Origin of the sequence: Acinetobacter sp. YH01025, assembly GCF_013420185.1 — a bacterium.
Lineage (GTDB): Bacteria > Pseudomonadota > Gammaproteobacteria > Pseudomonadales > Moraxellaceae > Acinetobacter > Acinetobacter indicus.
On record NZ_VOYR01000005.1, the window covers coordinates 63,908 to 90,023 of the forward strand.

The 26,116-nt window shown below is 47.0% G+C and carries 22 protein-coding genes and 1 pseudogene; 10 read left to right on the top strand and 13 right to left on the bottom strand.

All coding sequences use genetic code 11. The features are described 5' to 3' along the window. Positions 1–9 precede the first annotated feature (9 nt). A complete protein-coding gene (locus FTT89_RS07050; protein ID WP_005181757.1) occupies positions 10–777 on the top strand; it encodes an IclR family transcriptional regulator in 768 nt (255 codons plus the stop codon). Between the two features lie 85 nt (positions 778–862). Here the strand turns inward: FTT89_RS07050 and FTT89_RS07055 are convergent, their stop codons facing one another. Next, positions 863–1,486, bottom strand: a complete 624-nt coding sequence (locus tag FTT89_RS07055) for an alpha-ketoglutarate-dependent dioxygenase AlkB (RefSeq protein ID WP_104511472.1) — start codon at positions 1,484–1,486, stop codon at positions 863–865. 137 nt (positions 1,487–1,623) lie between these two features. On the opposite strand from FTT89_RS07055, the gene FTT89_RS07060 reads away from it, so the two are divergent. Beyond that, entirely contained in the window at positions 1,624–3,426 is a 1,803-nt protein-coding gene (locus FTT89_RS07060) for an ABC transporter ATP-binding protein (RefSeq protein ID WP_005181751.1), read from the top strand. An 82-nt stretch (positions 3,427–3,508) separates the two neighbouring features. Here the strand turns inward: FTT89_RS07060 and pgsA are convergent, their stop codons facing one another. The 3 genes from pgsA to uvrC all read right to left on the bottom strand — a co-directional run bounded on the left by pgsA (position 3,509) and on the right by uvrC (position 6,913). Next, positions 3,509–4,096, bottom strand: coding sequence for a CDP-diacylglycerol--glycerol-3-phosphate 3-phosphatidyltransferase (pgsA, locus tag FTT89_RS07065; protein WP_034598126.1), 588 nt, complete (start codon positions 4,094–4,096; stop codon positions 3,509–3,511). A 108-nt stretch (positions 4,097–4,204) separates the two neighbouring features. Next, on the bottom strand, positions 4,205–4,999 hold the full coding sequence (locus tag FTT89_RS07070) for a thioesterase family protein (protein WP_104487681.1): 795 nt from the start codon (positions 4,997–4,999) through the stop codon (positions 4,205–4,207). A 114-nt stretch (positions 5,000–5,113) separates the two neighbouring features. Then, positions 5,114–6,913 carry an excinuclease ABC subunit UvrC gene (gene uvrC / locus FTT89_RS07075; protein WP_168370328.1) on the bottom strand — a complete coding sequence of 600 codons (1,800 nt, stop codon included), beginning with the start codon at positions 6,911–6,913 and terminating at the stop codon, positions 5,114–5,116. Positions 6,914–7,086: 173 nt separating this feature from the next. Between uvrC and FTT89_RS07080 the strand changes: the two genes are divergently transcribed. Then, a complete protein-coding gene (locus FTT89_RS07080) occupies positions 7,087–8,163 on the top strand; it encodes an AAA family ATPase (RefSeq protein WP_168370327.1) in 1,077 nt (358 codons plus the stop codon). On the opposite strand, the gene FTT89_RS07085 is transcribed toward FTT89_RS07080, so the two are convergent. Both FTT89_RS07085 and lpxO read right to left on the bottom strand, forming a co-directional pair. Then, positions 8,152–8,568: a PH domain-containing protein gene (locus FTT89_RS07085; protein ID WP_163143064.1), complete on the bottom strand. Its 417-nt coding sequence runs from the start codon at positions 8,566–8,568 to the stop codon at positions 8,152–8,154. The genes FTT89_RS07080 and FTT89_RS07085 overlap by 12 nt on opposite strands. A 121-nt stretch (positions 8,569–8,689) precedes the next feature. Beyond that, on the bottom strand, positions 8,690–9,604 hold the full coding sequence (lpxO, locus tag FTT89_RS07090) for a lipid A hydroxylase LpxO (RefSeq protein WP_075167599.1): 915 nt from the start codon (positions 9,602–9,604) through the stop codon (positions 8,690–8,692). Between the two features lie 489 nt (positions 9,605–10,093). On the opposite strand from lpxO, the gene fadB reads away from it, so the two are divergent. Then, positions 10,094–12,247: a fatty acid oxidation complex subunit alpha FadB gene (gene fadB / locus FTT89_RS07095; protein WP_168370326.1), complete on the top strand. Its 2,154-nt coding sequence runs from the start codon at positions 10,094–10,096 to the stop codon at positions 12,245–12,247. A gap of 12 nt (positions 12,248–12,259) precedes the next feature. Further along, the gene (gene fadA, locus FTT89_RS07100; protein ID WP_004975824.1) at positions 12,260–13,432 is read left to right on the top strand and encodes an acetyl-CoA C-acyltransferase FadA; all 1,173 of its coding nucleotides are present in this window, start codon (positions 12,260–12,262) and stop codon (positions 13,430–13,432) included. Between the two features lie 150 nt (positions 13,433–13,582). Here the strand turns inward: fadA and FTT89_RS07105 are convergent, their stop codons facing one another. Both FTT89_RS07105 and FTT89_RS07110 read right to left on the bottom strand, forming a co-directional pair. Beyond that, positions 13,583–14,944, bottom strand: a complete 1,362-nt coding sequence (locus tag FTT89_RS07105) for a nucleobase:cation symporter-2 family protein (RefSeq protein WP_168370325.1) — start codon at positions 14,942–14,944, stop codon at positions 13,583–13,585. Between the two features lie 544 nt (positions 14,945–15,488). Then, positions 15,489–16,238, bottom strand: coding sequence for a hypothetical protein (locus FTT89_RS07110; protein ID WP_168370324.1), 750 nt, complete (start codon positions 16,236–16,238; stop codon positions 15,489–15,491). Between the two features lie 283 nt (positions 16,239–16,521). Here FTT89_RS07110 and FTT89_RS07115 point away from each other — a divergent pair, with 283 nt between their 5' ends. Next, positions 16,522–17,205, top strand: coding sequence for a DsbA family oxidoreductase (locus FTT89_RS07115; protein ID WP_160241685.1), 684 nt, complete (start codon positions 16,522–16,524; stop codon positions 17,203–17,205). A 65-nt stretch (positions 17,206–17,270) separates the two neighbouring features. Here the strand turns inward: FTT89_RS07115 and FTT89_RS07120 are convergent, their stop codons facing one another. Then, the gene (locus FTT89_RS07120; protein WP_005181715.1) at positions 17,271–17,471 is read right to left on the bottom strand and encodes a dodecin family protein; all 201 of its coding nucleotides are present in this window, start codon (positions 17,469–17,471) and stop codon (positions 17,271–17,273) included. Between the two features lie 405 nt (positions 17,472–17,876). On the opposite strand from FTT89_RS07120, the gene FTT89_RS07125 reads away from it, so the two are divergent. The 4 genes and pseudogenes from FTT89_RS07125 to FTT89_RS07140 form a co-directional block, all read left to right on the top strand. Next, entirely contained in the window at positions 17,877–18,038 is a 162-nt protein-coding gene (locus FTT89_RS07125) for a hypothetical protein (RefSeq protein ID WP_168369786.1), read from the top strand. Between the two features lie 322 nt (positions 18,039–18,360). Continuing rightward, entirely contained in the window at positions 18,361–18,540 is a 180-nt protein-coding gene (locus FTT89_RS07130; RefSeq protein WP_005181710.1) for a hypothetical protein, read from the top strand. A gap of 9 nt (positions 18,541–18,549) precedes the next feature. After that, the gene (locus FTT89_RS07135) at positions 18,550–19,869 is read left to right on the top strand and encodes a hypothetical protein (RefSeq protein ID WP_168370323.1); all 1,320 of its coding nucleotides are present in this window, start codon (positions 18,550–18,552) and stop codon (positions 19,867–19,869) included. Between the two features lie 262 nt (positions 19,870–20,131). After that, positions 20,132–21,094 (top strand): annotated as a pseudogene (locus tag FTT89_RS07140) (hypothetical protein); the annotation flags it as partial. 60 nt (positions 21,095–21,154) lie between these two features. Here FTT89_RS07140 and htpG read toward each other — a convergent pair. The 4 genes from htpG to FTT89_RS07160 form a co-directional block, all read right to left on the bottom strand. Next, the gene (gene htpG, locus FTT89_RS07145; RefSeq protein ID WP_005181707.1) at positions 21,155–23,074 is read right to left on the bottom strand and encodes a molecular chaperone HtpG; all 1,920 of its coding nucleotides are present in this window, start codon (positions 23,072–23,074) and stop codon (positions 21,155–21,157) included. 92 nt (positions 23,075–23,166) lie between these two features. Further along, on the bottom strand, positions 23,167–23,511 hold the full coding sequence (locus FTT89_RS07150; RefSeq protein ID WP_016659674.1) for a lysozyme inhibitor LprI family protein: 345 nt from the start codon (positions 23,509–23,511) through the stop codon (positions 23,167–23,169). 171 nt (positions 23,512–23,682) lie between these two features. Then, the gene (locus FTT89_RS07155) at positions 23,683–24,282 is read right to left on the bottom strand and encodes an OmpW family protein (protein WP_163146198.1); all 600 of its coding nucleotides are present in this window, start codon (positions 24,280–24,282) and stop codon (positions 23,683–23,685) included. A 357-nt stretch (positions 24,283–24,639) separates the two neighbouring features. Beyond that, on the bottom strand, positions 24,640–26,007 hold the full coding sequence (locus tag FTT89_RS07160) for a Na+/H+ antiporter family protein (RefSeq protein ID WP_005181697.1): 1,368 nt from the start codon (positions 26,005–26,007) through the stop codon (positions 24,640–24,642). Positions 26,008–26,116 lie beyond the last annotated feature (109 nt).

Sequence of the window (26,116 nt, forward strand, 5' to 3'; positions counted from 1 at the left end):
TAATCACTGATGGCAATATCGAGTTTTGGCAAAATTTTGATGGTTCTGAATTTATTTTCAGTGTCACGTCCGGTGATTAATGTCGATATGATCAGTGAAGAACTGGGCCTGTCCAAACCGACCAGCTACCGCTATTTAAAAGAACTGGTTTCGGCCGAATTATTGCAGCGTTTAAGTGGGACTTCGGGCGATTACACCCTCGGCTCGAAAATTGCAGTGCTGGATTATATTTCCCGCACCACCGATCCACTGGTGCAAATCAGCATTCCGTTTATGCAGGATATTGTGCAGCGTACCGAATTTTGCTGCGTACTGACCTATCTGAATCAGGATGCCTGTATCGACCTGCATGATGAAGTATTCCAGCATATGAATCTGCTGTCCTATGGCCGCGGCTGCCCACGTCCGGTGTATATGGGTTCGTCACCGAAAATCATGCTGGCGCATTTACCAAAACAGAAAATGCTGAATTATTATCAGCGTTTTGCCGTGCAGTTCCGTCAGTCCGGTTTTGCCCAGGATGAAGCCGAGTTCATCAGCAAAATGAAAAAGATCAAAAAACAGGGCTATTACTATTCTAGTGGTGAACTGGAACCGCAACTGGCCGGCTTGTCGGTGCCGATCAGACTCTCCAATAAAACAGCGCCGTTCACCTTGACCTTGCTGGCCTCCAAAAATCGCTTTGAATTTGTCAATGTCGAAAAGCTGATTGCCATTTTGCAGGAAAATGCCGCGCTGATTGAACAGAAAGTTGAAAGTCTGAATCCACACGCTTAACTTGATCTTTATCAAAATACAGCTGTTAAGATCAGCGTGGTGAGATAAATCTCTGCCCTGCCCGGCCTTTGGATCACAACCAGCATTAGAGTGGATAAAAATAGCGAAAGGTTAAATTGATTCGCGGCGTCACCACACGGCTGGATTTGGGCAGGCTGTGCTTCCAGTAGCGCTGGGTCTGCCCACGCATCACAATTAATTGACCACTCTGTAGCAGCAGCTCGACTTTTGCTGCGCTGTGTTTGTGCTTAAAGCTAAATTTACGGGTTGCCCCCAGACTTAAAGAAGCAATCACCGTTTCTGCACCCGGAGATGCGACCAGACTCGGTTCATCATCACTGTGCCAGCCCAGTCCCTGACTGCCATCTGCATATAAATTGGCTAAACAGGAATTAAATGGATGTCCCACGATCTGTTCAATCTGCTGTTTTAACTGCCACAAAGCCGGATGCCAACGCTGCGCCTGCTTCAAACTGCCCGAATAACGATACTGATAATGCTCATCGCCATACCAGGCAATTTTCCGCGCGGTGACATAATGTTTGCCAAATAAGGTGACTTCATCGGCTTGCCAAGCCAGCTGCTGTAAACATTGCTGCAAGTAAGCGTGACTGTCCTCAGCAGAAAGGATCAGCCCATAATCCTGCACGATTCCCTCATAAGGCAACAGATTCTGCCGTGGCTCGGGCGGAAACAGTTCCAGATTCATTGTGGCGTTTTCCTGCGAAACGGAACTTCAGTTTAACCTCAAAACCACTTCACAAATCAAAACATTCTCTGTGCTTGTGAGCCACGCCAAATCGACATAGACTGAAAAACAGGTTTTAGAATAAAAAATAATTGCTTATGAACTTATGGCAGCTCTTTCAGAAGCTCAAGCCCTTTGTGCGGCCGTATCGGCTGCTGGTGATTGCCACGCTGATTCTGACTTTAATTGGTTCTCTGACCGCACAGGTCAATGCCCTGACCCTGCAATATGCCGTCGACAGCATTAACCGGCTGGTAGAAGCCGGTCAGGGGCTGGCTGAAGGCTGGCAGATTCTGATAACCATTAGCGCCATTTTACTGGGCAAGGAAATCATTAATGCCTTTGTCCAATTCGGGCAGAAATTTTATGGTGAAAAACTGCGGATTTTTGTGTCGCAGGATTTGGCTCAAGGCATTATTGAGAAGTTCCTGACTTACCGGCTGGCGTTTTTTAATCAGGATAACAATCAGGCCGGCAAGCTGCAAACCCGGATTGACCGCGGCATTGGCTCCCTCACCCGGCTGGTACAAATCTTTTTTATTGATATTTTACCGTTATTTACCAGCGCGATTATTGCCTTAGGGCTGATGTACTGGGCCAATTTCTATGTCGGACTGGTGGCCTCGGCCATTGTGCCCATTTACTTCTGGCTGACCTATAAACAGGCCCAGAAACTTGGCAGCTGGCGCCGCAATTTACGTGATGGCCGCGAACGGAAAAGCCAGGGTATTCTGAGTATTATCAACTCGATTACCGTGATCAAATCCTTTAACCGGGAACATATCGAATCGGACAAACAGCTAAAACTGCAAAAGGAACTGACCGATAACCAGATGCATACCCGGCAGACCAGCTTCCTGTTTGATGGCCTGAAAACCTTTATTGAACAGATCGGAATTGTGCTGATTATTATCCTGACTGCCTATTTTGTGCTGGATGGCCAGATGAGTATCGGCATGATCATGTATCACGTGTTGCTGTTTAATAACGTGTCGGCACCAATCCGTTCACTGCACCGGATTTATGATGAAGTGAATGATGCCATGATCTACTCGGAAAGCTTTTTCCAGATTCTGGAGGCCGATGATGAAATTGAAGCCAGCGGCGCACAAAAACCGGTAATTCGCGGGCAATTCAATTTAAGCGGGGTCGAGTTTTATTATCCGAACGGGCATCATGCCTTAAAAAATATCGAGATGTGCATTCAGCCCAACAAGATTACCGCACTGGTCGGCCTGTCCGGTGCAGGGAAATCGACCCTGATCAGCCTGCTGGATAAATTCTATGAACCGCAGCAGGGCAGCATTCAGTTAGATGGAGTGGATTTAAAAGACATCGACACCCAATACCTGCGTGATCATATCGGGCTGGTGCTGCAAAAAAACCATATTTTTCAGGGCAGTATTTTTGACAATATCCGCTATGGCAAAACCGATGCTTCTCAGGAAGAAGTGATACAGGCCGCCCAGAAAGCCTCGATTCATGAGCAGATTTTGCAGCTCCCGCAAGGCTATGACAGTGATGCACTGATGCTCTCGGGCGGTCAGCAGCAGCGGATTGCACTGGCGCGGATGTTCCTGAAAAATCCACCGATTATTTTTCTGGATGAACCAACCGCCAGTCTGGATGCCATTGCCACCGAGCAGATCAAGCAGAGTCTGGATGAAATTAAACAGGGCCGTACCGTGGTGATTATCTCACACAGTCTGTCGCAGATTATTGATGCCGATTACACCTATGTCATGAAAGAAGGCGCGATTGCCGAACACGGCGAACATGACACGCTGTACCATCAGGACGGTGTCTATAAAGAAATTTTTGATGCGATGGCCAAAAGCCTGAATATTGAAAAGATTGCCCGAACCTTTGAAGATGACGCAGAAGAAGAAACCCATAGTTAAACCGCAATCCGGTTAAAGATGAAGGAATGATTCTGTATTTTTTAATCCATAAAAAAAGCTCCTGTACAGGAGCTTTTTTGCCTTAAGGCTGTTTTAAATACGGCCAGGCGGCTTTTAAATAAATAAACATCGACCACAAAGTCAGCACCACCGCAGTATAGAGTAAGGCATAACCAAGCAATTCCAGTGGCTCCCAGTTCAGCAAGAACACGGAAATCGCAATCATCTGAAATGCAGTTTTATATTTCCCGACGGTAGAGACCGCCACGCTGGTACGCGCGCCAAGTTCTGCCATCCATTCACGCAAGGCCGACACGGTAATTTCACGTGAAATAATTACAATCGCGGCAAAGGCCATGGAAATGGTCGGCTGCCATTGCACCAAGACAATCAGGGCGGCTGCCACCATCAGTTTATCCGCCACCGGATCCAGGAAACGGCCAAAGGCTGAGGTCTGGTTTAAGGTTCGTGCCAGATAGCCATCAAACCAGTCAGTGACGGCAGCAATCACAAAAATAGCGGTCAGAATCAGATGCCGGGTCATTCCTGCATCATGATCATGGATTCCCATGGCAGGCGGCCAGTAGGCCACCAATAAAAATACGGGAATTAAGGCTATACGCGCTAAAGTTAAAATATTTGGAATGTTCAGGATTCGACCTGTTGTCATAGACACCGCCAATGCTTCCCCGTTATGCACGAGCTAAATGCACATATTTTTTGAGGGTTTATCCATCGTTAATAGGCTTCACTTTATACGAAATGGCAGAAAGTGTCACTAGGCAAAGACCGTTACGGTTTGCCGCGAAATGGCAATCAGCCGGTTTTCAGCATCCCAAAGATGCGCCGTTTCAGTAGAATAGCCATCTGCCGCATGCTCGGTAATCACTTTATATTTAAACCAATCATGCACTTGGTGGCGGATCGGATGCACATAAGTAATATGCCAGGTCAGCGAACTGGCCGGTGACAAGGTTTTAAATAAAGGCAGTACACCCGGTGGCCAAATGTCCATCAGTGTGACCAGATCGGCCACAGTAAAGTCGCGGTTGGCATGTTTTTCTGGCGTATAGCGGCACCAGCCACCAAAATCGGACTGCTGGCTGCCGGTACACGGATAATCGCCTTCGGCCCAGCACACCTCAAACTGCTGATAACATTCCGGCATCAGCTGATGCACCGGTAAATAGTTAAGCTGCGCTGGTGCAGGATAATCCGGCGCCACCGGTTCCTGCTGTACCTGAATAGTGGACTCACGCGCCGCGCCAAAGCTGGCCAGCAAGATGCTTTGTACCGCATCATCCTGCCATAAGCGCACTTCCAGCGTGGTCACCGACTTGCCCTGTCGCAAAATTTCTGCACTGATTCTGGCCCGGTCTTCCCGCACCGGCCCGACAAAGGTCACCGATGCACTGAGCAGACGTTTATCCGGGTCGGCAATCACCGAAAGGGCTTTCTGCATCATCAGTCCGGCCACCAGTCCGCCATAGATGGTTCGGCCCTGTAACCAGCCTGTTGGAATCTGAATCCATTCATCCTGCTCGATTGCGGCAAATACAGAACGCAGCGACATATATTTTCCTTTTTATTGAGTGCGCTTCATCTTGCAGCTTTTCAGTGTGGATGTGAATGGTCAATCGTATACTGGCCAGTGACTATTTTTGCCAATAGGTCAAATATGCCGGACTTATTCGTGCAGAATTTTATAGATGGTCCGCGCCATGACCTGCCCCAGTCCCGGTACCAGCATCAGGTCTTTTTCCGAGGCTTTTAGCACGCCCTGAATCCCGCCAAAATGGGTCAGCAAATCACGGCGGCGTTTTGGTCCCAGGCCGGGAATCACTTCCAGCACCGAACTGCCACGTTTTTTATCACGTTTGGCCCGATGCCGGGTAATGGCAAAACGGTGCGCTTCATCCCGTACCTGCTGAATCAGATGCAGAGCTTTATGATCTTCCGGCAGCTGGATTTTGCTGCCATCGGTAAAATGCAAGGTTTCCAGTCCGGGTTTACGCCCCTCGCCTTTGGACACGCCGACCATAAAGGCTTCCAGTCCCAGTTCCTGCATCACTTCCATCGCCATATGCAGCTGGCCTTTACCGCCATCAATCAGCAGCAAATCCGGCAGCATGGCTTTTTTATAACGTCGGGTCAGGGCCTGACGCATTGCGGCATAGTCATCGCCTTCGGTAATGTCATTGATGGAAAACTGGCGATAATCGCGTTTGCGCGCACCGCCCGAATCAAACACCACACAAGACGCCACGGTCGCTTCGCCCATGGTGTGGGAAATATCAAAACATTCAATCCGGTCAATAGGACGCCCCACCACCTGCTCCAGCTGATGAAAACGCTCATTCAACTCGAAGTGATTGGCCAGCTTGCCTTTAATCGCGTGTTGCACGTTCATTTGTGCCAGTTCTTGCCATTCGGCCCGGGTTTCGCGGACTTTGTGCTTGATCTGGACTTTCTGCTGAAACTGCTGCTGTAGCGCCTGCTCCAGCTCTTTGGCATCTGGCAGTTCTATATTGACAATCAGCTCGGCCGGTACTTCATCGGCGACCTGAAAATAGAAGTTGGCGATAAAATCGGACAGCATCTGGCCCTGATCATCTCCGAGCATATCCGGAAAATAGCTTTTCCCGCCCAGCATCTTGCCATTGCGCACATGCATAATCTGCACACAGGTCACCCCGGCCTGATAGGCAATTGCCAGAATATCGGCTTCGCCTTTGACCTTATAAATCGCCTGCTGTGCCTGTACATCGCGCAGCAAGGCCATCCGGTCCCGATAAAACACTGCTTTTTCAAATTCCAGTGCTTCGGCCGCGGCTTCCATTTTGGCAATCAGTTCCTGATTCAGTTCACGGGTATCGCCCTGTAAAAAGCGGATCGAGTTCTGCACATCTTCCTGGTAGGCTTCCGGTGAAATCAGCCCGACACAGGGCGCCGAACAGCGTTTGATCTGGTATTGCAAGCAGGGACGTTTGCGCTGGGAAAAATAGCTGTTTTCGCACTGGCGCACATTAAACAACTTTTGCAGCACGATTAAAGTATCACGGGCGTTGTAGGCACTTGGATAAGGCCCGAAAAATTTACCGACCTGATGCTTGCCTTTGCCACGGCCACTGGCAATCCGCGGATAAGGCTTGTCACTGGAGACAAAAATATAGACATAAGATTTGTCATCGCGCAGCATGATGTTATACGGCGGCCGATGCAGCTTGATCAGGTTCTGTTCCAGCAGCAAGGCTTCGGTTTCAGAGCGTACCACCAGCGTTTCAATATCATAAATCCGCGCCACCAGCGCCTGGGTTTTCGGATGTTCGATGGTTTTTACGAAATAGCTGGACACGCGATTTTTAAGATTCTTGGCCTTGCCCACATATAACAGTTCCCCATCTTTACCCAGCATGCGGTAAATACCGGGTAAGGTGGTCATATTGGCCAGAATTTTGACAATATGTTCGCGTGCGTTTTCGTTCACATTCAGCCTATTTATCGATCTCGTCTGCTCTAGCATGATGTGATGGTGATTCTGCTATTTTCAAGCATTGCCGCGCAAGCATGCCGGCAGAAATGACATGATTGCTACAAAGTCTTAGTGCCACAGACAAATTTTGCTATGCTGAACTGCTTGTCCCGCTCAGGATTCAGTTTATGCACACCGTCCACTCTGCCATGCATATTATTCAGCCGACCACCTCAACACATGCGACATCGGAAAAAGACCGCCTGATTGGCAAACCGCGCTTTCATTTTGAACCGCGTGAAGTGATGCAGCTGCTCAGAACCCGGATTATTGGACAGGACACAGCCTTAAATGAAATTGAAAAAATGCTGCATGTGGTCAAGGCAGATTTTTCCAGCCCGGAACGTCCGCTGTCGGTGACGCTAATGCTGGGGCCAACTGGCGTCGGTAAAACTGAAACTGTCCGGCTGATCAGTGAAGCGATTTATGGCCGCCCGGATGCTTTTTGCCGGATTGATATGAACACGCTGGCACAGGAACATTATGCAGCAGCACTCACCGGTGCACCGCCGGGCTATGTTGGCTCCAAAGAAGGCCATAGCCTGTTTGATGAAACTGCGATTGCAGGCAGTCACACCCGCCCCGGCATTGTGCTGTTTGATGAACTGGAAAAAGCCTCGACTGAAGTACTGCGCGGGCTAATGAATGTGCTGGACACCGGCAAACTGACCCTGACTTCTGGCACCAAAACCATCGACTTTCGCAATTGCATGATTTTCATGACCAGTAATGTCGGTGCCCAAGCTGCGCAGCAATATCTGGACAAGCTGAATCTGTTCCCGAAAAAAATGCAGGACCTCTGTCTAAAACGTCTGCCGGCCAGACAGATTATTGAAAAGGTGATGCAGCGCCGTTTTGATCCGGAATTTCTCAACCGGATTGACCGGACCCTGCATTATGCGCCGGTCCAGGAAAATGCCCTGCCGCAACTGGTCGAGATTGAACTGGAAAAACTGAACAAACGCCTGCAGCATCAGAAACGTCAGGTGCAGCTGACCGATGCCGCCAAGGCTTATTTTTATCAAGGACATGATATTCGCTATGGCGCCCGGCATTTGGGCCGCCGCATGCGCACCGAACTGGAACCGATTCTGGCGCTGTATTTCCTCAGTCATCCTGAGCAGCTTAGTCTGTGTCTGGACTGTCAGGATCAGCAGCTGTTGATTCAGCCGGACCCAGCGACCAGCACTGAATCAGGACGATAAAGGCTGTTTAATCGCGGCGCAGAATTGCTCCGGATGCCGCGGCGACACCAGCACAAACTTGTTCACGCCATCTTGCTGATAGTCAATCTTTAAGCGTTTTAAGGACATGGCCGGAGATGCCACCGAGTTATTGGTCGATGATACTTTTTGAATCTGCGCCAATGGGATGCGCCAGCTTAAAAACAGGCAGCGGATGGTCAGGCAGTCTTCGCTCACACGATAGCGGGTATTCCACACCGGCCACCAGATCACCACAATGGTCAGCAGATACACCGCAGTATGCACCGGATACGCTTGCATGGTACCTTTGGCCTGCATGGTCAGCAACAATTGCACCAGCAGCCCAGTCATACAGATCAGAAAAGCCAGCACCCACCAGTCAATTTTGGAACGAAATTTCTGCATTATTTTCCCCTTTACTGTCTGTATCTTACACAAAATTTATGGGGGCTGCTGTATTCCGCCGTGCAGAAAAAAACGCCCATGTGGGCGTTTGGGTTGGAGTGCAAAAGATCAGCATGTCATCTTAAAACAGATAAGGCCGGATAAAAATCAGGAAGAATAGCCCCAACATCAGCACCCATTTTAAAATGTAATATAGGGTCCGGTTTCTGGCTTTCAGGGCCTTGGCTTGAATCCGGATCTGATAAACATAGGCAAAGACTTTATTCAGGCCGCCAGTGCGGTCCCCGACTTCATTGGGCGAGCTGGCCGCCGTCATCACCTTTTTACCAAACCAGTGATTAAACTTTTGCATCCAACGGGTAGTTAACGGCCGCTCGACATCGGCAAAGAAAATAATCCGGTTTTGCGTAGTGCCATTTTCAGCATAGTGAATATAGGTTTCATCAAATACCACACTTTCACCATCACGCCATGAATAGCGCTGGCCATCGACATCAATAAAACAGCGCTCATCATTCGGGGTCATTAGGCCCAAATGATAACGCAGCGAACCGGCATAAGGATCGCGATGCCGGACCAGGCGGCTGTCCGGTGCCAGTTCGGTAAACATTGCCGCTTTGATACTTGGCAAGGTTTTTAATAAAGCCGTGGTTTTCGGGCACAGCTCGGCCGCAGAAGGATGCGCGGTGTCATACCATTTCAGGTAAAAGCGTTTCCAGCCGGTTTTAAAGAAAGAGTTAAACCCCAGATCATCATATTTGCTGGAGGCCTTGATGCCGCCTTGTTCATACAGCGCTTTGGCCTCATCGCGAATCATCTCCCAATGTTCATCCAGCACTTTTAAATCCTGAAAATGCTGGGTGTCGATATAGGGCTGATTCGGTACGCGTGAAAAACGGTACATCAGAAAATTAATCGGGGCGAACAGGGTCGAATGGTCAAAGAACTGACGATAAAACGAATGCCGAACTTTGCCGCGTTGCTGGATATAAAACGCTGAAATGACAAAGATGGCCAGAATAATCCACTTAAGCATAGCAACATCCGGGAAATTGCCGCCCTGTACAGGGACGACAGACAAGCCAAAATATCGGCGAGCATAACAAATTTAGCCAGGCCAATCAGCCGGTCGTTTAAGACACAGCGTTGCAAAACTGGCGCTGTTCAGGTACCTGTACTGCCCTGCCCATTCACACGAATTGACTTTTTTGACCAAAACACCACAACTCCGGCATAGGCAGCGCCAGCTTTTTCCGTTATAAACAGAGGGCAACTGCGCCAAAAAAGTAAAACTGAAACAAGTACTTCATTGGCTTTTAAGCGAAATAAGCAGGAGAAGAAAGGGAACAAGACCTTGATTGGGCATAGAAAAATTGATGACCCTAGCGTCACGGCTTGATACAACTTGTTATGTTCTTTTTCGATATAGTTATCGTAAGATTAGCGAGGCATAGAAGTGTGCGGGAAATGCACACTCGCTTCACAACATCAACTTAGAAATCCTCCAAAATAAAGGAGATCAGGCATGATCCACGCTGGCAATGCCATTACCGTCCAAATGCTTTCGGACGGAATTGCAGAATTCCGCTTTGACTTACAAGATGAGTCGGTCAACAAATTTAACCGTGCAACGATTGAAGATTTTAAAGCTGCAATTGACGCTGTCAAAGCCAATAGTGAAATTAAAGGCTTGGTGGTCACTTCAGGTAAATCGACCTTCATCGTGGGTGCAGATATCACTGAGTTTGGTGAAAACTTCGCACAAGGCGAACAAGCAATTGTGGAATGGGCGTTGCCTGTTCACGACATCTTCAATGCTTTTGAAGATCTAGATATTCCTAAAGTCGCTGCCATTAATGGTATGGCGCTGGGTGGAGGTTTTGAAATGTGTCTGGTCTGTGACTACCGTGTCATGTCCGAACAGGCGCAAGTCGGCCTGCCAGAAATCAAGCTGGGAATCTTCCCAGGCTTTGGTGGTACAGTACGTTTAAGTCGTTTAATCGGGATCGACAATGCGGTGGAATGGATGGCAATGGCCAATCCGAAAAAACCAGCCGCAGCATTAAAAGATGGTGCAGTAGATGCCGTTGTTGCCGCAGACAAACTGACTGAAGCCGCAGTTGATCTGGCTAAACAGGCAGCAGCTGGCCGTCTGGACTGGAAAGCCAAGCGTCAGGAAAAACTCGATCCGGTGAAATTGAACCCGCTGGAACAGATGATGGCGTTCAACACGGCGAAAGGTGCGGTATTAGCCAAAGCGAATCCTGCACAATACCCAGCACCAAAACTCATGCTGGATTCTTTACAAGCTGGTGCAAGCTTGCCACGTAATGACGCACTCAAAGCAGAAGCTGAAGGCTTTGCTAAAGCTGCTGTAACGCCTCAAGCAGGTGCGTTGATTGGTTTGTTTATCAACGACCAAGTGGTGAAAAAGACCTCGAAAAAATATGAAAAAGGTGCACATCCTGTGAACCAAGCGGCTGTACTCGGCGCGGGTATCATGGGCGGTGGTATTGCTTACCAAGCGGCAAGCAAAGGCACCCCAATTATCATGAAAGACATCGGCAACCCACAATTAGCATTAGGGATGTCTGAAGCAAACAAATTGCTGACCAAGCAAGTTGAACGTAAAAAAATGACACCTGCCAAAATGGGTGAAACTTTGGCACGTATCCGCCCAACTTTAAGCTATGACGAGTTTAAAGAAGTGGATATCGTGATTGAAGCCGTGACTGAAAATCCGAAAGTCAAAGGCATCGTACTGAAAGAAACTGAAGCCAAAGTTCGTGAAAACACGATCATTGCCTCGAATACGTCTACAATTTCGATCACGCGTCTGGCTGAAAATCTGGAACGTCCAGAAAACTTCGTGGGGATGCACTTCTTTAACCCGGTACATATGATGCCACTGGTAGAAGTGATCCGTGGTGAGAAAACTTCTGCTGAAGCCATTGCGACGACGGTTGTTCTTGCACAGAAAATGGGTAAAACCCCAATCGTGGTCAATGACTGCCCAGGCTTCCTGGTGAACCGCGTCTTGTTCCCTTACTTCGGTGCATTTGATCTGTTACTGAAAGATGGTGCGGACTTCCAGCAAATCGACAAAGTCATGGAAAAATTCGGCTGGCCAATGGGTCCTGCTTACCTGATGGACGTGGTTGGTATCGACACTGGCGTTCACGGTGCAGAAGTTATGGCAGAAGGTTTCCCTGACCGCATGAAGCCAGACTATAAAGGCTCAATCCAAGTCATGTACGAAAACAAACGTCTTGGTCAAAAAAATGACGTAGGTTTCTACAAATATGAATTGGATCGCAAAGGCAAAAAAGCCAAAGTGGTTGATCCAACTGCATACGAGCTTGTGGCATCTGTGGCAACATCTGAAAAACGCGAATTTGATGCACAAGAAATCATTGACCGTATGATGTTGGCGTTCTGTAACGAAACTGTTCGTTGCTTAGAAGACAATATCGTGGCAACACCATCTGAAGCAGACATGGCGATGATTATGGGTGTAGGTTTCCCTCCATTCCGTGGTGGCCCATGCCGTTACATCGACCAAACAGGTGTTGCTGAATACGTTGCGCTTTGCGACAAGTATGCACACTTAGGAAAAGCTTATGAAGCGCCACAAATGTTGCGTGACATGGCTGCTAACAACAAAAAATTCTACGGTTAAGGAGCAACGTGAATGGCTACTTTAAATCCACGTGACGTTGTCATCGTTGATGGCGTACGTTCTGCAATGGGTAAAACCAAAAACGGTATGTTCCGCAATGTACGTGCTGACAGTCTATCGGCTGAATTGGTTCGTGCTTTAGTTGCTCGTAACCAGTTTGATGTCAACGAAGTTGAAGATGTAATCTGGGGCTGTGTGAACCAAACCCTAGAACAAGGCATGAACATTGGTCGTAATATTGCATTACTGGCTGATCTTCCAAAAACAGTAGCGGGTCAAACCGTAAACCGTCTGTGTGGTTCTTCAATGCAAGCAATCCACACGGCTGCAGCACAAATTGCAACCAATCAGGGTGATATTTTCATCATTGGTGGTGTAGAGCACATGGGCCATGTGGGCATGATGCATGGTATCGACATCAACCCTGCTGCATCGAAGCACTATGCTAAAGCATCAAACATGATGGGCTTAACTGCTGAAATGTTGGGTCGCATGAACGGTATTTCGCGTGAAGAGCAAGATGCTTTTGGTGTGGAATCACACCGTCGTGCATGGGCTGCAACACAAGAAGGTCGTTTTAAAAACGAAATCATTGGCATTGAAGGTCATGACGCAAATGGCTTTAAACAGCTATGCGACATCGACGAAGTGATCCGTCCAGATGCCAACCTTGAGGCGTTCCAAGCTTTACGTCCTGTATTTGACCCGAAAGGCGGTACGGTCACTGCGGCAACATCTTCAGCATTGTCTGATGGTGCATCTGCGATGTTGCTTATGTCTGCTGAACGTGCACAAGCTTTAGGTTTAAAACCACGTGCGGTGATTCGCTCTATGGCAGTTGCAGGCTGCGATGCAGCAATCATGGGTTATGGCCCTGTACCTGCAACTCAAAAAGCGCTTAAACGTGCTGGCTTGTCAATTGCAGACATTCAAACCTTTGAATTGAACGAAGCGTTTGCTGCACAAGGTTTGTCTGTTCTTAAAGGCTTAGGCATCTATGATCAGCAAGATCGTGTGAACTTGAACGGTGGTGCAATTGCACTTGGTCACCCATTGGGTTGTTCAGGTGCGCGTATCACCACCACATTGCTGAACGTGATGGAACAACAAGACACGCAAATCGGTCTAGCAACCATGTGTATCGGTCTTGGTCAAGGTATCGCGACAATTATCGAACGCGTTTAATCTTTAAATACTTAGATAAAAAAATCCCCGTTTGATACGGGGATTTTTTATATTCGCGAAAATTATTCAAAACAAAACGCCCCATGTGCTACATCGGGCATTTTTAAATTGCATCTCAATCACGACTGAAGCAAGCTTCAGCTCATCGCCTTAATGTTCGGGCTTGGCCACTGTGGTTAACACTGGCTCAACCGTTGTCCTTTTACCAAAATGAAGATGGTTAAACAGGATATTCAGGAAAATCGCCATCACACAGGTCGAGCTAATGCCCGAATGGAACAGGGTTTTAAACCAGGTTGGAAACTGGGCATAGAAGGAATGATCAATAATTGGAATCATCCCGGCGGCTAAAGACGTTGCCACAATAATCAGGTTTTTCTGATCGCTATAGTCCAGTTTAGATAAAGTACGAATTCCGCTGGCCGCCACTGTACCAAATAGGACCAGACCAGCGCCGCCTAATACCGGCGTAGGAATGGAAGCAATAATACGGCCCATAATCGGTAGCAGGCCCAAGATCACCAGAATCAGGCCACCGGCAGCTACCACAAAGCGGCTTTTCACACCGGTAATCGCCACCAACCCCACATTCTGAGCAAAGGCACTTTGCATAAAGGTGCCAAAGAAGGGCGCTACTGCTGAGGAAATCATATCGGCGCGCAAGCCATTGGCAATACGCTTGTCATCGACTTTGGCACCGACAATATCTCCCACTGCAATAATATCGGCCGTGGTTTCAGTTAACACCACCACCATCACAATGGTCATGGCCAGAATTGCAGACAGATGAAAAGTCGGTGCGCCAAAAGCCAAAAAGTCAGGAAAGGCAAACCAGGCACCCTCACCCACTTTGGAAAAATCGCCAAAACCCAAGACATAGGCCAGAATCGAACCGATCAGAATCGCCAGTAAAATTCCGGTACGGCGAATGGTTTCAGAACCAAAACGGCTTAAAAGCAGCAAAATCCCCAGGGTCATGGCGGCCAGACCAATATTTTGCATAGAACCCCAGTCGGGTGCATTGCTATTGCCGCCCATAATCCAGCGCACAGCCACCGGCAATAAAGACAGGCCGATGATGGTAATCACACAGCCGGTCACCACCGGTGGAAAGAAACGGATAATCTTGGCAAAAAATGGCGCCAGCAATAACCCGATTAAGGAGGAGGCAATCACCGCGCCCAGAATGGCATTAAAACCGCCACCCGTGGTGGCAATACCCACCATGGTGGCTACGCCGGCAAAGGACACGCCTTGTACCAGTGGCAAGCGTGCCCCGAAATATTTCACCCCCAAGGTTTGTAACAGGGTCGCCAGTCCGCCCATAAATAATGAGGCAGTAATCAAAATCCCGATTTGCGCAGCAGTTAAACCGGCCGCTGTGCCGACAATTAATGGCGGTGCCACAATACCGCCATACATGGTTAATACATGCTGTAAGCCATAAGTCAGGCTTTTTCCTGTCCCTAAAAATTCATCTTCGGGCGAAATATTCTGTTTGCTCGTTGTCATATGTAGCCCCACGCCGCAGCTTAGTGATGCTTTTCTCTGAAGCCATCCTTAAAAATATACTGGCCCTTGCCTGCATGTTGCAGACAAGCGCGATTCCTGCGGGATTGGAGCAATTACTATGCCATTTTAAAAAATCTGCCGGATTTTGCTGGTAAATCGGCACCAACATGAGGAGGAGATGAACTAGTTAAAAACAAGAAAGAATAGAAAGATAATTTCTTAAATTTTAGAATTTTATCAATTACTTATACCAATATTTTTTCATTCATAATTTTATTCTTTTCCTCTTTTTAAATGGATCACGCACGATGCTGTCCATGTATATAACTCGTAGCCATCCACACCCTTAAAAAGCGCTAGAGGCTGTACACTCACAGTGCATTTTCACAGCCATCGCGGCCAGCAGCAGCACTAAAATATGTCCTGAGCCTGTGGCCAGGTGATCATTAAGAATGCACCTTGCATCTGCCGATACTGCCCCATGACGGTGTTGGGGCAGTATTAAGCTTTGGCTTAAAACAGGTGCAAGAAGTTGAGCTGTTACTTACAGTTTTTCAGCCAATGCCTGCTGATGCGCCTGGATAATCTCCTGCATTTGCTGATTCAGCTTGAGCATGTCCTGATAGGCCTGATTAAACTGTTTCAGGCCTGCATCTTCATAGAACATAAACAGGTTGTTTTTCATTTCCCAGCGATTATTTTTTAGAATCCCAAGCAGCACATAGGCCTGACTCAGGCTCTGTTTTTCCAGCTCAAACAGCACTGTGCCTTCATCATTCTGGCGGCTTTCCAGCAGAGATTCACTTAACTGACGGCGTAGATGCGATTTAATCGGTAATTCTTCAATTTGGGCCAGCGCCTGAGCTTCATGTTCAGTCAGATGCTCCTGATACAGCTCCATCATGGCTTTGACCTGTGACAGCATCGCTTCAGTTTCAGCATAGTCCTGTTTTTTATCTTCATTCAGGCGTTTAATATCCAGAAACTGATCCCATTGCAGCGCTTTCAGCTCACGTAAATAGCTGTTACGCGCTTCGGCACTTTGCACCAGATGGCTAATCACAAATTCAGCCATCAGGGCATAATCACCGCTTAAACGCGGATCGGACGGATCAACCTGAATCGGGGTCGACCAATCCTGCGCCTGTACATAAATCTGCTCGGCCTTGTCATACAGTACGTTCTGATATTCGTGTAATTGGGTCAGTTCTTTTTGTTGTGCCTGATATTGATAAAACATCAATCCAAACACGGCACAGGTCACGAGGACGATGATCCACACTATACGTCGCATATCCTGTCCTCTTGTTGTATTTCTCGTTATCATAACGCTTTGTTGTTGTATCGCCTGTTTTTTAGACAAAATTATTCAACAAAGCACACAAAAGATCAAACAATAAAAATGACTTAAGTGATTTATTTTATTCAGCTAATTTTTTATTGTTTAGCTTATTTTCAAAAAATATAAAGTGATGAGGATGAAAAATACGGTTTGCTGGCGGCAAAGTACCCATCTCGGCTTTAATTCAGGCAAATCATCCCCATCAATAGTTGAAAACAAGGCAAAGAGAATATTCATGCGTGTAGATATCTGGTCCGATGTGGTCTGCCCTTTCTGTTATATCGGCAAAAAACGTCTTGAAGCCGCGGCAGCACAGGTCGGCGTAGAACTTGAGGTGCACTGGCACAGCTTCCAGCTTGACCCGGAGGCACCGGAACGTCAGGAAATTTCCAACTCTGAACGTCTGGCACAAAAATATGGCCGTACCTTGGCAGAAGTAGAAGACATGCAGCGCAATATTGCCAGCATGGCTGCTGAAGAAGGCATCCAGTTTAACTGGGAACAGGCCAATTCCGGCAATACCTTGAATGCCCACCGTCTGATTCATCTGGCGCAAAGCAAAGGCTTGGGCAATGAAGCCAAAGAGGCTTTTTTCTACAGCTATATGACCCAAGGTCTGGCTATTGGCGAACGCGAAACGCTGGAAGATGTCGCTGCACGTATCGGTTTAAACCCGGTGGAAGTCGATGATGTGCTCGATTCCGATGCCTATGCCGATTTTGTGAAATTTGATCAGGATGTAGCACGTGATCAGCTTAAAGTGACGGGCGTACCCTTTTTTGTATTTGACCAGCGCGTTGCTTTAGCCGGTGCCCAGCCACGGGAAGTGTTTGAACAGGTGCTGAAAAAAGCTTTGGAAACACCTACAGACAACGGCGCGCAATGTCAGGATGACCAGTGCGATGTACCGGAACAATAAGCAGTTACATCCTTAAGCATCGCTGCCATAAAAAATCCCCTTACGGGGATTTTTTTCTATGTACTTTATTCCACCAGGAAACTGATTTTTAAATTAACCCGATACTCGGTAATCTTATTGTCCTTAATCACCACTTTCTGTTCATTAATCCAGGCACCCTGCAGGTTTTTGACTGTTTCACCGACTTTGGCAATGCCGCTTTGAATGGCATCTTCAAAACTTTTATTACTGCTGGCATTCACTTCTACTACTTTTGCAATCGCCATGATTGATCCCTCAGTGTTGGTATAAACGTTCATCTTAGAATAAAAAATAGACAATAAAAGAGCGCTTAACCATACCGCGTCAAAAACTTACATCTCTATACAGATCAAGGGATTTGTACAGAGATGACGCATGGATGGGGCAAAAAATCTGGAGATTTTTTCATCTTAAAACAGGATGATCTCGTTCTTGTAAAAATCATCATTAATTTAAATCTTGTAGCTAAATGATTAGAGCAATTATTCTAATTTATTGTTTTTAAATGTTATTTTTTAACAAAAAGTCTTAAACTTGCCGATATGATCATTTTCTCTCAATCACAACGCGCTATCATAGCTGTTGTTTGAATACACTCTCCCACGATGACTTTTCTCCCAAGTCATCCTTTTTTTGTGAAGGTAAGATTGATGAACGTTTTAAAAGCGCTTGGCCTGTTTATGGTCACCCTGTATGCAGCCAATGTATCAGCAGAAATGGTTTATGTACCAAGCTTCCCGACTGAAAAAGCCCACACTGAAACCGTGAGCAACGATCAGCCTGCAAGCGCTGAACAGAACAAAGAAGCTTAAGCACTTCTTTAAATACAAGCAGACCTCAGGTCTGCTTTTTTTATTGCGGTTTAGAACAATTCTGCGGCTGACACCTGATCCGACCGGACAATTTGAGACTGACATTTTTTGTCAATTCGGCAGCATGATCTGTTTATTCTCTGATTTAACTGAAATTTATCTAAAAAATTTTTTAATATTTCTTATATTGAAATCCCAATTTCTGTCATAAATGCCTAAAAATCCACAAAAGCTGACATTTTTTTTCATGTAATTTTTAGTGAAATACCTATAATCAAAGTGATCCAAAACAATTATTTAAGTACAGGTTGATGAGAGAGCAATGCACGAACTTCAAGCCCTGATTCAGAGAAAAATTTCTCCACAAGAGATTAATGTAGAAAATCTGGTGGCGCTGGCGGAACATTATTCACAGCCGCATTCTGCCGAATACAAATTGGTTGAACTGGCCCTGAATATTGTCCTGGCCAGTTATCTGGAAAAAGCACAACAACTGGTTTAAGTTTCCACCATGAATACTTTAGAAAAATCCCGGCTGATTAAAGAACTGCACGACCTAACGGGCGCGCTGGAGCGCCGTTCCTTGAGTCTGTATGAAACCGCCAAGGCCAAAAGCCGGATTAAAAGTATTTTTGTTGAATGCGACCAGCCTCTGTTTAAAAAGCAGATTCTGGCCTATAAGACACAGGTGCAGCCGGAACGTTCTGCCGAAGAATTTGCGCGTGACACCATTTATGCACGTTCTTTTCGGGGCGTGTTTCAGCAGGTCGAGGCGCTAGAACAAGCTTTATATACCCAGCCCGATTCAGGTTGGGCTATCTTGTATCAGCCCGCCTCCGGCTGGCAAATCTGGCTGATTCCGGCACCCGCACGTACTGCCCTGCTCAGTGACTGGGGCAATCTGGAACAGGTCTATCGCTGGATGTTGCAACAGCAGCATCAGTATCGCAGTCTGCACACCGATCTGGAATTACTTAACCAGCAAAACTATGCCGCAACGCAGGCCTTTCAGCATACCGTCGCAGTACGTACAGCTGTAGCGATAGAACCTGAAGCAGCAGCTCAGCAACTCAAGCCTACCAAAGCCGCACCTGTTCAGCCTGAACAGCAAGCAGAGTCTAGCGCCCGTCATCTGCTGCTCAATCAGCTCAGCTGCCCGATTTCCGAATTACCCCTGGACCATCTGCCGGCGGAAAAACTGTGCCGGGTATTTTTACCAGCCCGGCCTGAAGTGATGCAGTATGCCGATGTGCTGGTTCATGATGCAGAGCAAGCGGCTCTGCTCAAACGCCCCGGTTATGTGGCCGAGCAGATCAATGCCCAAGGTCGTTTTATTAAATATCTGGTCTTGTTTGGCGCCTTGGATGCTATGCAGGCCACCCGTTTTGCCCATGCCTTTAGCCAGCAGCATGAACATGAAATTGCCGCAATCCGTGAAATAGACAGCGCTGTACTGGAAAGCCAGCTGTTTGCGCTGGACAGCCTGTTTCAGTGCTATCAACATGCCGAGCAGATGATCTGGCACAAAGAAGATTATTATCCGTTTATTCCGCTACAACTGATTCATACCCAGAAATTTATCCAGTTTGAGGAAACAGCAGCCACGCTGGCCACCCCGCTGATTTTATTAAAAGAGCGACAAAAAATTCGCCTGATTCATGGCCAGCAGCGTTTACAACTGGCTCGTACCGAACCGGCCTATCCCTATATTCTGCTCGATCGTCAGCAGGGCGTGAGCTGGCAAATTATTCAAAAAGTCTTGAATCACCTGCCTGCGCCGGTCGACCCTTTACGTCTGGTTCAGGCCATTCAACGGCTCACCGCCAGTTAATGTTTATGTTTTTGTAGCTGCATCTTGCTTTTCGCCTGAAGATTTTCAACACTAGCAAAAAGAGCTTAAAGATCAGTAAATAATGCCAAGAAAAGTACATTTTATAGCGCCATCATTATTATTATTTTGCCTGTTAGGCAGTGGATATACGGTTGCAGACAACAATACCAACCTGGAGACAGAACCGCAGACCGCACCACCAGGTTATGAGGTGCCACTGGTGCCCGAAAGTGAGGCGGGTAATGGTTTTTTCTATACCCTGCCGCGGCTGATTGATGCCACCCCGACCATTTTGCCGGAACAGTCGAATGAACCGATTGTGCCGCCCACGCATGAAACCGAAGAACAAAGCTGGGTAGACCGGCGCCAGAAGCAGATTCGCCATTGGGCAGACAATACCGCACATAAAATTGATAACTGGTTTGGAGAAACCAGCCCGGAGGAACCGGCCTCTGCGACCTTGCGTATTCTGGTCGACAGTCGCTGGAACAAATATGATGACTACGATATTAAACCGCGGGTACGTGGCCGGATTAAACTGCCGACGCTGGAACGCAAATTAAGTCTGGTCTTTGGTGATGACTCACTGGATAACGAACTGCAAAACAGTGTTGCCATTACCAATGAAAACCCCAGCAACAGCCCGGACAAAACCCTGGATGGTCGACGGGCACGTGAAGACAACAGCTCGCTGGCCTTACGCTGGTCTGACTTCACTGAACGCTTACCCTTTGAAACTGATGCCGACCTCGGGGTGCGTTCCGGTGATGATATTTATGCCCGTTTAAAAATTGCCAAGGACTGGGAACTGGTCAATGACTTTTCCTTTCATGCCGAGCAGATTTACCGTTACGGCCTCGACAGTGAAAACTATTTAAGAACCAACCTGGAACTCATTCATGCCCGGCCCGATCATCCGTTTTTAAGCAACCAGTTTAGCCTGACCTATGCCGATGAACAGGATGATGACCTCAGATGGGACAACTACAGCTTTAGACAGCACCAGTTCTTCCACGGCAACCGTTTTAACTACGGGCTCTACACCGGCGGTTATTATCATAATGATGATTTACGCCTGAACAGCTGGGGGCCATTTGTGTCCTGGCGTCAGCCGTTCTTGCGCGAATGGTTTTTTGTGCAGGGCGACCTGAATTACTATAATGATGACCGTGAAGACCGCAGCCATTACCCGAGTGTCTTGCTGCGTTTAGAAGCCCTGTTCTAAAGCCGTCAACAATATAATCGTGCATTAAAAAACCTCCCGCAGGAGGTTTTTTTAATAGGCTTATTTTAAGAGCAGACTGTTGATGCGTTTCAGGTACTCTGCCGGATTTTCTGGCAGTCCCCCTTCTGCAATCAGGGCCTGATCAAAAATCACATTGGCCAGATCATCAAACTGAGCCGAACCTTGCAGTTTTTGCACCAGTGGATGCTGCGGGTTAATTTCCAGAATCGGCTTCATTTCTGGCACCGGCTGACCAGCATCTTTCAGCATCCGGATCAGCTGTGGCGACAATTCCCCATCAGCCGTAACCAGACAGGCCGGAGAATCAACCAATCGTGTGGTCACGCGCACTTCTTTGGTTTTATCTTTCAGCGATTCAGACAGCTGCTCCACCACTGGCTTAAACTGCTCTGCCGCCTGTTCCAGTGCCTTCTTCTCTTCAGCATCTTGCAGATCGCCCAAATCGACCGCACCTTTAGACACGTTTTGCAGCGGTGTACCATCAAACTCATGTACGAAGTTCATGGCCCATTCATCAACACGTTCAGTCATCAGCAGGACTTCAATGCCTTTTTTCTTGAACAGCTCCAGCTGCGGCGAGTTCTTGGCCGCGGTCAGGCTATCTGCGGTTACATAGTAAATGGCTTTCTGGCCGTCCTGCATCCGCGCTTTGTAATCTGCCAGTGAGGTACTGACCTCATCCTGGGTGGAGGTCGCATAGCGTAATAATTTCAGGATACGCTCACGGTTACCAAAGTCTTCGCCCAGGCCTTCTTTTAAGACCGAACCAAATTCACGATAGAAAGTCTTGAAGTTGTTCTGGTCTTTTTCATCTTCAGATTTGGCCAGACCATCCAGCATGGTCAGCACACGGCGTGCGTTACCTTCACGTATGGTTTTCACATCGCGGCTTTCCTGTAGCAGTTCACGGCTGACGTTCAGCGGTAAATCGGCGCTATCCACCACACCCTGTACAAAGCGCAAATAGTTTGGAATCAGGTTGTCAGCATCATCCATAATAAACACGCGTTTGACATACAGCTTGATGCCAGCTTTGGCTTCGCGGGTAAAAATATCATGTGGTGCTTTTGGTGGAATATACAGCAACTGGGTATATTCGGTGCTGCCTTCGACACGGTTATGCGACCAGGCCAGCGGCGCTTCAAAATCATGGCTCAGGTTTTTATAAAACTCGATATACTGTTCTTCGCTAATCTCGTTTTTACTGCGGGTCCATAAAGCACTGGCCGAGTTAATCGCTTCCCATTCATCAGTTTTCACATACTGGCCGCCTTTTGGCTGTTCACCTTCCGCTACTTCCTCTTCCTGCCAGACTTCTTTTTGCATTTGAATGGGCAGGCTGATGTGATCAGAATATTTATTGATAATCTGCTTCACTTTATAGCTTTGCAGATAGTCCAACGCATCTTCACGTAAATGCAGGATGATGTCGGTGCCACGACCTTCCTTGTTGATTTGCTCGACTTCAAATTCACCGGTGCCACCGCTGATCCAGCGTACACCTTCCGATGCGTCCAGACCGGCACGGCGTGATTCTACGGTAATTTTATCGGCCACAATAAAGCCAGAGTAGAAACCCACCCCAAACTGGCCAATCAGCTGGGCATCGGCTTTTTGATCACCGGTCAGCTTGGACATAAAGTCTTTGGTGCCGGATTTGGCAATGGTCCCCAGATTATCAATCGCTTCCTGCTGGCTTAAACCAATACCGTTATCGGAAATGGTCAGGGTATTGTTCTCTGCATCCAGACGCACACGCACGCGCAGGTCCGGATCATTTTCATAATATTCAGGATGGTTGATGCCTTCAAAACGCAATTTATCGCAGGCATCAGAGGCGTTAGAAATCAGTTCACGCAGAAAAATTTCAGGGTTGGAATAAAGAGAATGCGTCACCAAATGTAAAAGCTGAGCCACTTCAGCCTGGAAACTGTGTTTTTGTGCGCTTTGTTCGCTCATTCATCACTCCTTAAATTGACAGCATTGTTGTATTGGAATGCCTTATGAATTGGAGTGAGGCGACGATTTTTCAATAGGAAAACAAAAAAATATTAAAATGGGCCCTGCTGATAGACCCGCTGCATATACTGCTCCAGCTTTTGCTGACGCATCTGGTAAACCTGGGTCAGACATTCAACCGACTGGCCACAGCGGTCACGCAGGGCCAGCCAGCGCACCTGTTCATCCCGTATAGCCGAACGTGTCCCCATCGGTACCAGACGGTTAATAATTTTATAGGTGGTGGCCATCTTCACATCGGCATCATTAACATTACGATGTTCACAAATGGCATGTTCGGTTGGGGTTTGAGCACGTTCACAATTAAAGCTGGCTGCAGCGGCAGGCAGGCTGATCAAACTGGCGAAGACCAAGGCAAAGGTTGTATTTCTATTCATATTTGATCTTCTCACTTTTTCATTTCTTTCATTTCATTCACTACAAATTAAATGAAAACGAATACTTAACTCAATATTCTGATTTTGTTCTATTGTTATCATTTTGCAATAAAAAGGCCCCATCACCAGGATGGGGCTACGCTGAATTTTATTATTGGTACTTTTTTATAATTAGAATTTGTAGCTATAACCGATGGTGTACACCATTGGATCGATATCTAAATCGAATTGGGCTGCCACATCACCACTTAAAGTAACTTCAGGGCTAAGTTGCGCATAACGTGCATCAAAGAATACGCCCCAGTTTTTGGCATCTGCTGGCTGGAAGTTAAAACCAATCTGGCCGGCAAAACCAAAATCTTCTTTTACTTTCACATCGGTATCACCCAGACCTTTGGTACGCTCATCCCAAGCCACAAATGCGGTACCACCGACACCAATGTACGGTGTAAAACCGGTATTGTTTTTAAAATGGTATTTTGCCGTCAGCGTTGGTGGTAAATGTTTAATACGTACCACATCTGTACCCGCTAACTGAACATCATGGTTAATTGGTGCAGCTAAAAGCAGTTCTGTCGAAATATTGTCATTAAAGAAATATTCAACTGACGGGGTAAATGCATATTCATGATCTGCCTCAACTGTTGCGCCGCCGAGATTATAATCGCCTGTAGGTGCTACAACCGAACCGCCCAGCTTGACTTGCCATTGGCCTGCCATCGCAGAAGCAGAAAGACCCATTAATGCAACGAGTGTAATTTGCTTTAACATTTTAATACCCCACTGGAAGATTATTTATTCAAAAATTAAACATTAATTAATAATAAACACGTTAGAAATTAATATGCAATACTTATCCGATATAATAATTTTATATTATTTTCAAACTATTGATTATTAAATTAATTTATTTTAACCAACCACACAACTTGGTTTTAAATACCAACCTGATTTATCAAGATTAAATAATAATATTCAGATTAAAATACTCAGGTTTATTTTAAACGCTCTATAATATATATTTTAAATACATCTATTATTAGATTATCAGAATGATTATAAGATTTATTATAAATACATCTATGATTCAAAAAAAATCCCGGGATTTTATTCCCGGGATATTTCAGGTTAAAGCACCATGGCGGCAATCCAGCCAAAAATCATCAGCGGGATATTAAAGTGAATAAAGGTCGGCACTACACTGTCTTTCATATGGTCATGCTGACCATCCATATTCAGGCCTGAGGTTGGCCCCAAGGTCGAATCCGAAGCAGGTGAACCGGCATCGCCCAGTGCAGCCGCAGTCCCAATGATCGCAATAGTTGCTGCAGGACTAAAACCAAATTGAATACAGAGCGGTACATAAATAATCGCCAGAATCGGAATGGTAGAGAATGATGAACCGATACCCAGAGTAATCAGCAAACCAATCAACAACATTAAAAAGGCTGCAAGTGCCTGGCTATTACCAATCCAGTCAACCGACGCTTCAACCAGCGCAGAAACCTGTCCTGTTGCCTCAATCACGGCAGCAAAACCTTGCGCAGCAATCATAATAAAGCCAACCAGTGCCATCATCCGCATACCGGTAATAATAACATCGTCCGCTTCTTTCCACTTAAAGATCCCGGCACAGCTCAGAATCGCTACACCAACCAGACCGGCCAGAATCATCGAATCTGAATACAGCTGCACGCCAAGGGTTACCAGAATCGCAATGACTGCCATCCAGATGGTGAACGTCGCCACTTCAGGTTGACCTGATTTTTGTGCCACACCCATTTCAGCCGAAATGCTTTGCTGCTCTTCAATATGCACGTCTTTATATTCACGTGGCTTACGGTATGAGAAAAACACCGCGATCAGCAAACCGACAAACATCCCGAATACCGGAATGGCCATCGCTGTTGGAATCTGGTCATAGCTGATCTCAAATCCATACGGCTTGCCAAAGGTATTAATATTATGGCCCAGAATATCATTCAGGAAGATAGCGCCAAATCCGACCGGCACCAGCATATAGGTGGCCACCAGACCAAAGGTCAATAAACAGGCCACCAGACGACGGTCCAGTTTCAGGTGGTTAAATACCATCAACAATGGCGGAATCAGCACCGGAATAAAGGCAATATGTACCGGAATCACGTTCTGGGAGAATACCGCGGCAATGGCCACCACCAGGAAAATAAAGTATTTGACCCGGTTTTGCGCTTTCAGATCGGCCTCACCCTTTAAGGTGTGAATCATTTTATAGGCCAATAAATCAGGTAAACCTGAACGCGCCAGAGCCAGTGCAAAAGCACCTAAAATACCGTAGGCCAAAGCAATTTTAGCACCACCACCCAGGCCATTATTAAACGCCTCTAAAGTACCTTGCAGGCCCAAACCAGCCAGCAAACCACCCGTAACGGCACCAATGACCAGTGCAAAAACAACAGGAACACGTGCCAACGACAGCCCGAACATGACTGCGATGGCGGCAAGAATTGCAAACATAAGAAAAGACGGATCGAGAAAAAACGCTATTTTATCAGAGATTGATCGCTATTTAGCTGCTGTTGTTGCGCTGTCCGATATTTGTCTTGACCTTGCCAGTAACAGTCAA

Excerpts from the sequence above, each read along its gene's own strand:
- FTT89_RS07130 (WP_005181710.1), top strand. The coding sequence starts at position 18,361 with ATGCACGAACTTCAAGCCCTGATTCAGAGAAAAATTTCTCCACAAGAG.
- htpG (WP_005181707.1), bottom strand. The coding sequence starts at position 23,074 with ATGAGCGAACAAAGCGCACAAAAACACAGTTTCCAGGCTGAAGTGGCT.
- FTT89_RS07055 (WP_104511472.1), bottom strand. The coding sequence starts at position 1,486 with ATGAATCTGGAACTGTTTCCGCCCGAGCCACGGCAGAATCTGTTGCCT.
- FTT89_RS07085 (WP_163143064.1), bottom strand. The coding sequence starts at position 8,568 with ATGCAGAAATTTCGTTCCAAAATTGACTGGTGGGTGCTGGCTTTTCTG.
- FTT89_RS07135 (WP_168370323.1), top strand. The coding sequence starts at position 18,550 with ATGAATACTTTAGAAAAATCCCGGCTGATTAAAGAACTGCACGACCTA.
- fadA (WP_004975824.1), top strand. The coding sequence starts at position 12,260 with ATGGCTACTTTAAATCCACGTGACGTTGTCATCGTTGATGGCGTACGT.
- FTT89_RS07115 (WP_160241685.1), top strand. The coding sequence starts at position 16,522 with ATGCGTGTAGATATCTGGTCCGATGTGGTCTGCCCTTTCTGTTATATC.
- lpxO (WP_075167599.1), bottom strand. The coding sequence starts at position 9,604 with ATGCTTAAGTGGATTATTCTGGCCATCTTTGTCATTTCAGCGTTTTAT.
- FTT89_RS07120 (WP_005181715.1), bottom strand. The coding sequence starts at position 17,471 with ATGGCGATTGCAAAAGTAGTAGAAGTGAATGCCAGCAGTAATAAAAGT.
- fadB (WP_168370326.1), top strand. The coding sequence starts at position 10,094 with ATGATCCACGCTGGCAATGCCATTACCGTCCAAATGCTTTCGGACGGA.
- FTT89_RS07150 (WP_016659674.1), bottom strand. The coding sequence starts at position 23,511 with ATGAATAGAAATACAACCTTTGCCTTGGTCTTCGCCAGTTTGATCAGC.
- FTT89_RS07155 (WP_163146198.1), bottom strand. The coding sequence starts at position 24,282 with ATGTTAAAGCAAATTACACTCGTTGCATTAATGGGTCTTTCTGCTTCT.
- FTT89_RS07070 (WP_104487681.1), bottom strand. The coding sequence starts at position 4,999 with ATGTCGCTGCGTTCTGTATTTGCCGCAATCGAGCAGGATGAATGGATT.
- FTT89_RS07110 (WP_168370324.1), bottom strand. The coding sequence starts at position 16,238 with ATGCGACGTATAGTGTGGATCATCGTCCTCGTGACCTGTGCCGTGTTT.
- FTT89_RS07125 (WP_168369786.1), top strand. The coding sequence starts at position 17,877 with ATGAACGTTTTAAAAGCGCTTGGCCTGTTTATGGTCACCCTGTATGCA.
- FTT89_RS07160 (WP_005181697.1), bottom strand. The coding sequence starts at position 26,007 with ATGTTTGCAATTCTTGCCGCCATCGCAGTCATGTTCGGGCTGTCGTTG.
- pgsA (WP_034598126.1), bottom strand. The coding sequence starts at position 4,096 with ATGACAACAGGTCGAATCCTGAACATTCCAAATATTTTAACTTTAGCG.
- FTT89_RS07080 (WP_168370327.1), top strand. The coding sequence starts at position 7,087 with ATGCACACCGTCCACTCTGCCATGCATATTATTCAGCCGACCACCTCA.
- FTT89_RS07060 (WP_005181751.1), top strand. The coding sequence starts at position 1,624 with ATGAACTTATGGCAGCTCTTTCAGAAGCTCAAGCCCTTTGTGCGGCCG.
- FTT89_RS07105 (WP_168370325.1), bottom strand. The coding sequence starts at position 14,944 with ATGACAACGAGCAAACAGAATATTTCGCCCGAAGATGAATTTTTAGGG.
- FTT89_RS07050 (WP_005181757.1), top strand. The coding sequence starts at position 10 with ATGGCAATATCGAGTTTTGGCAAAATTTTGATGGTTCTGAATTTATTT.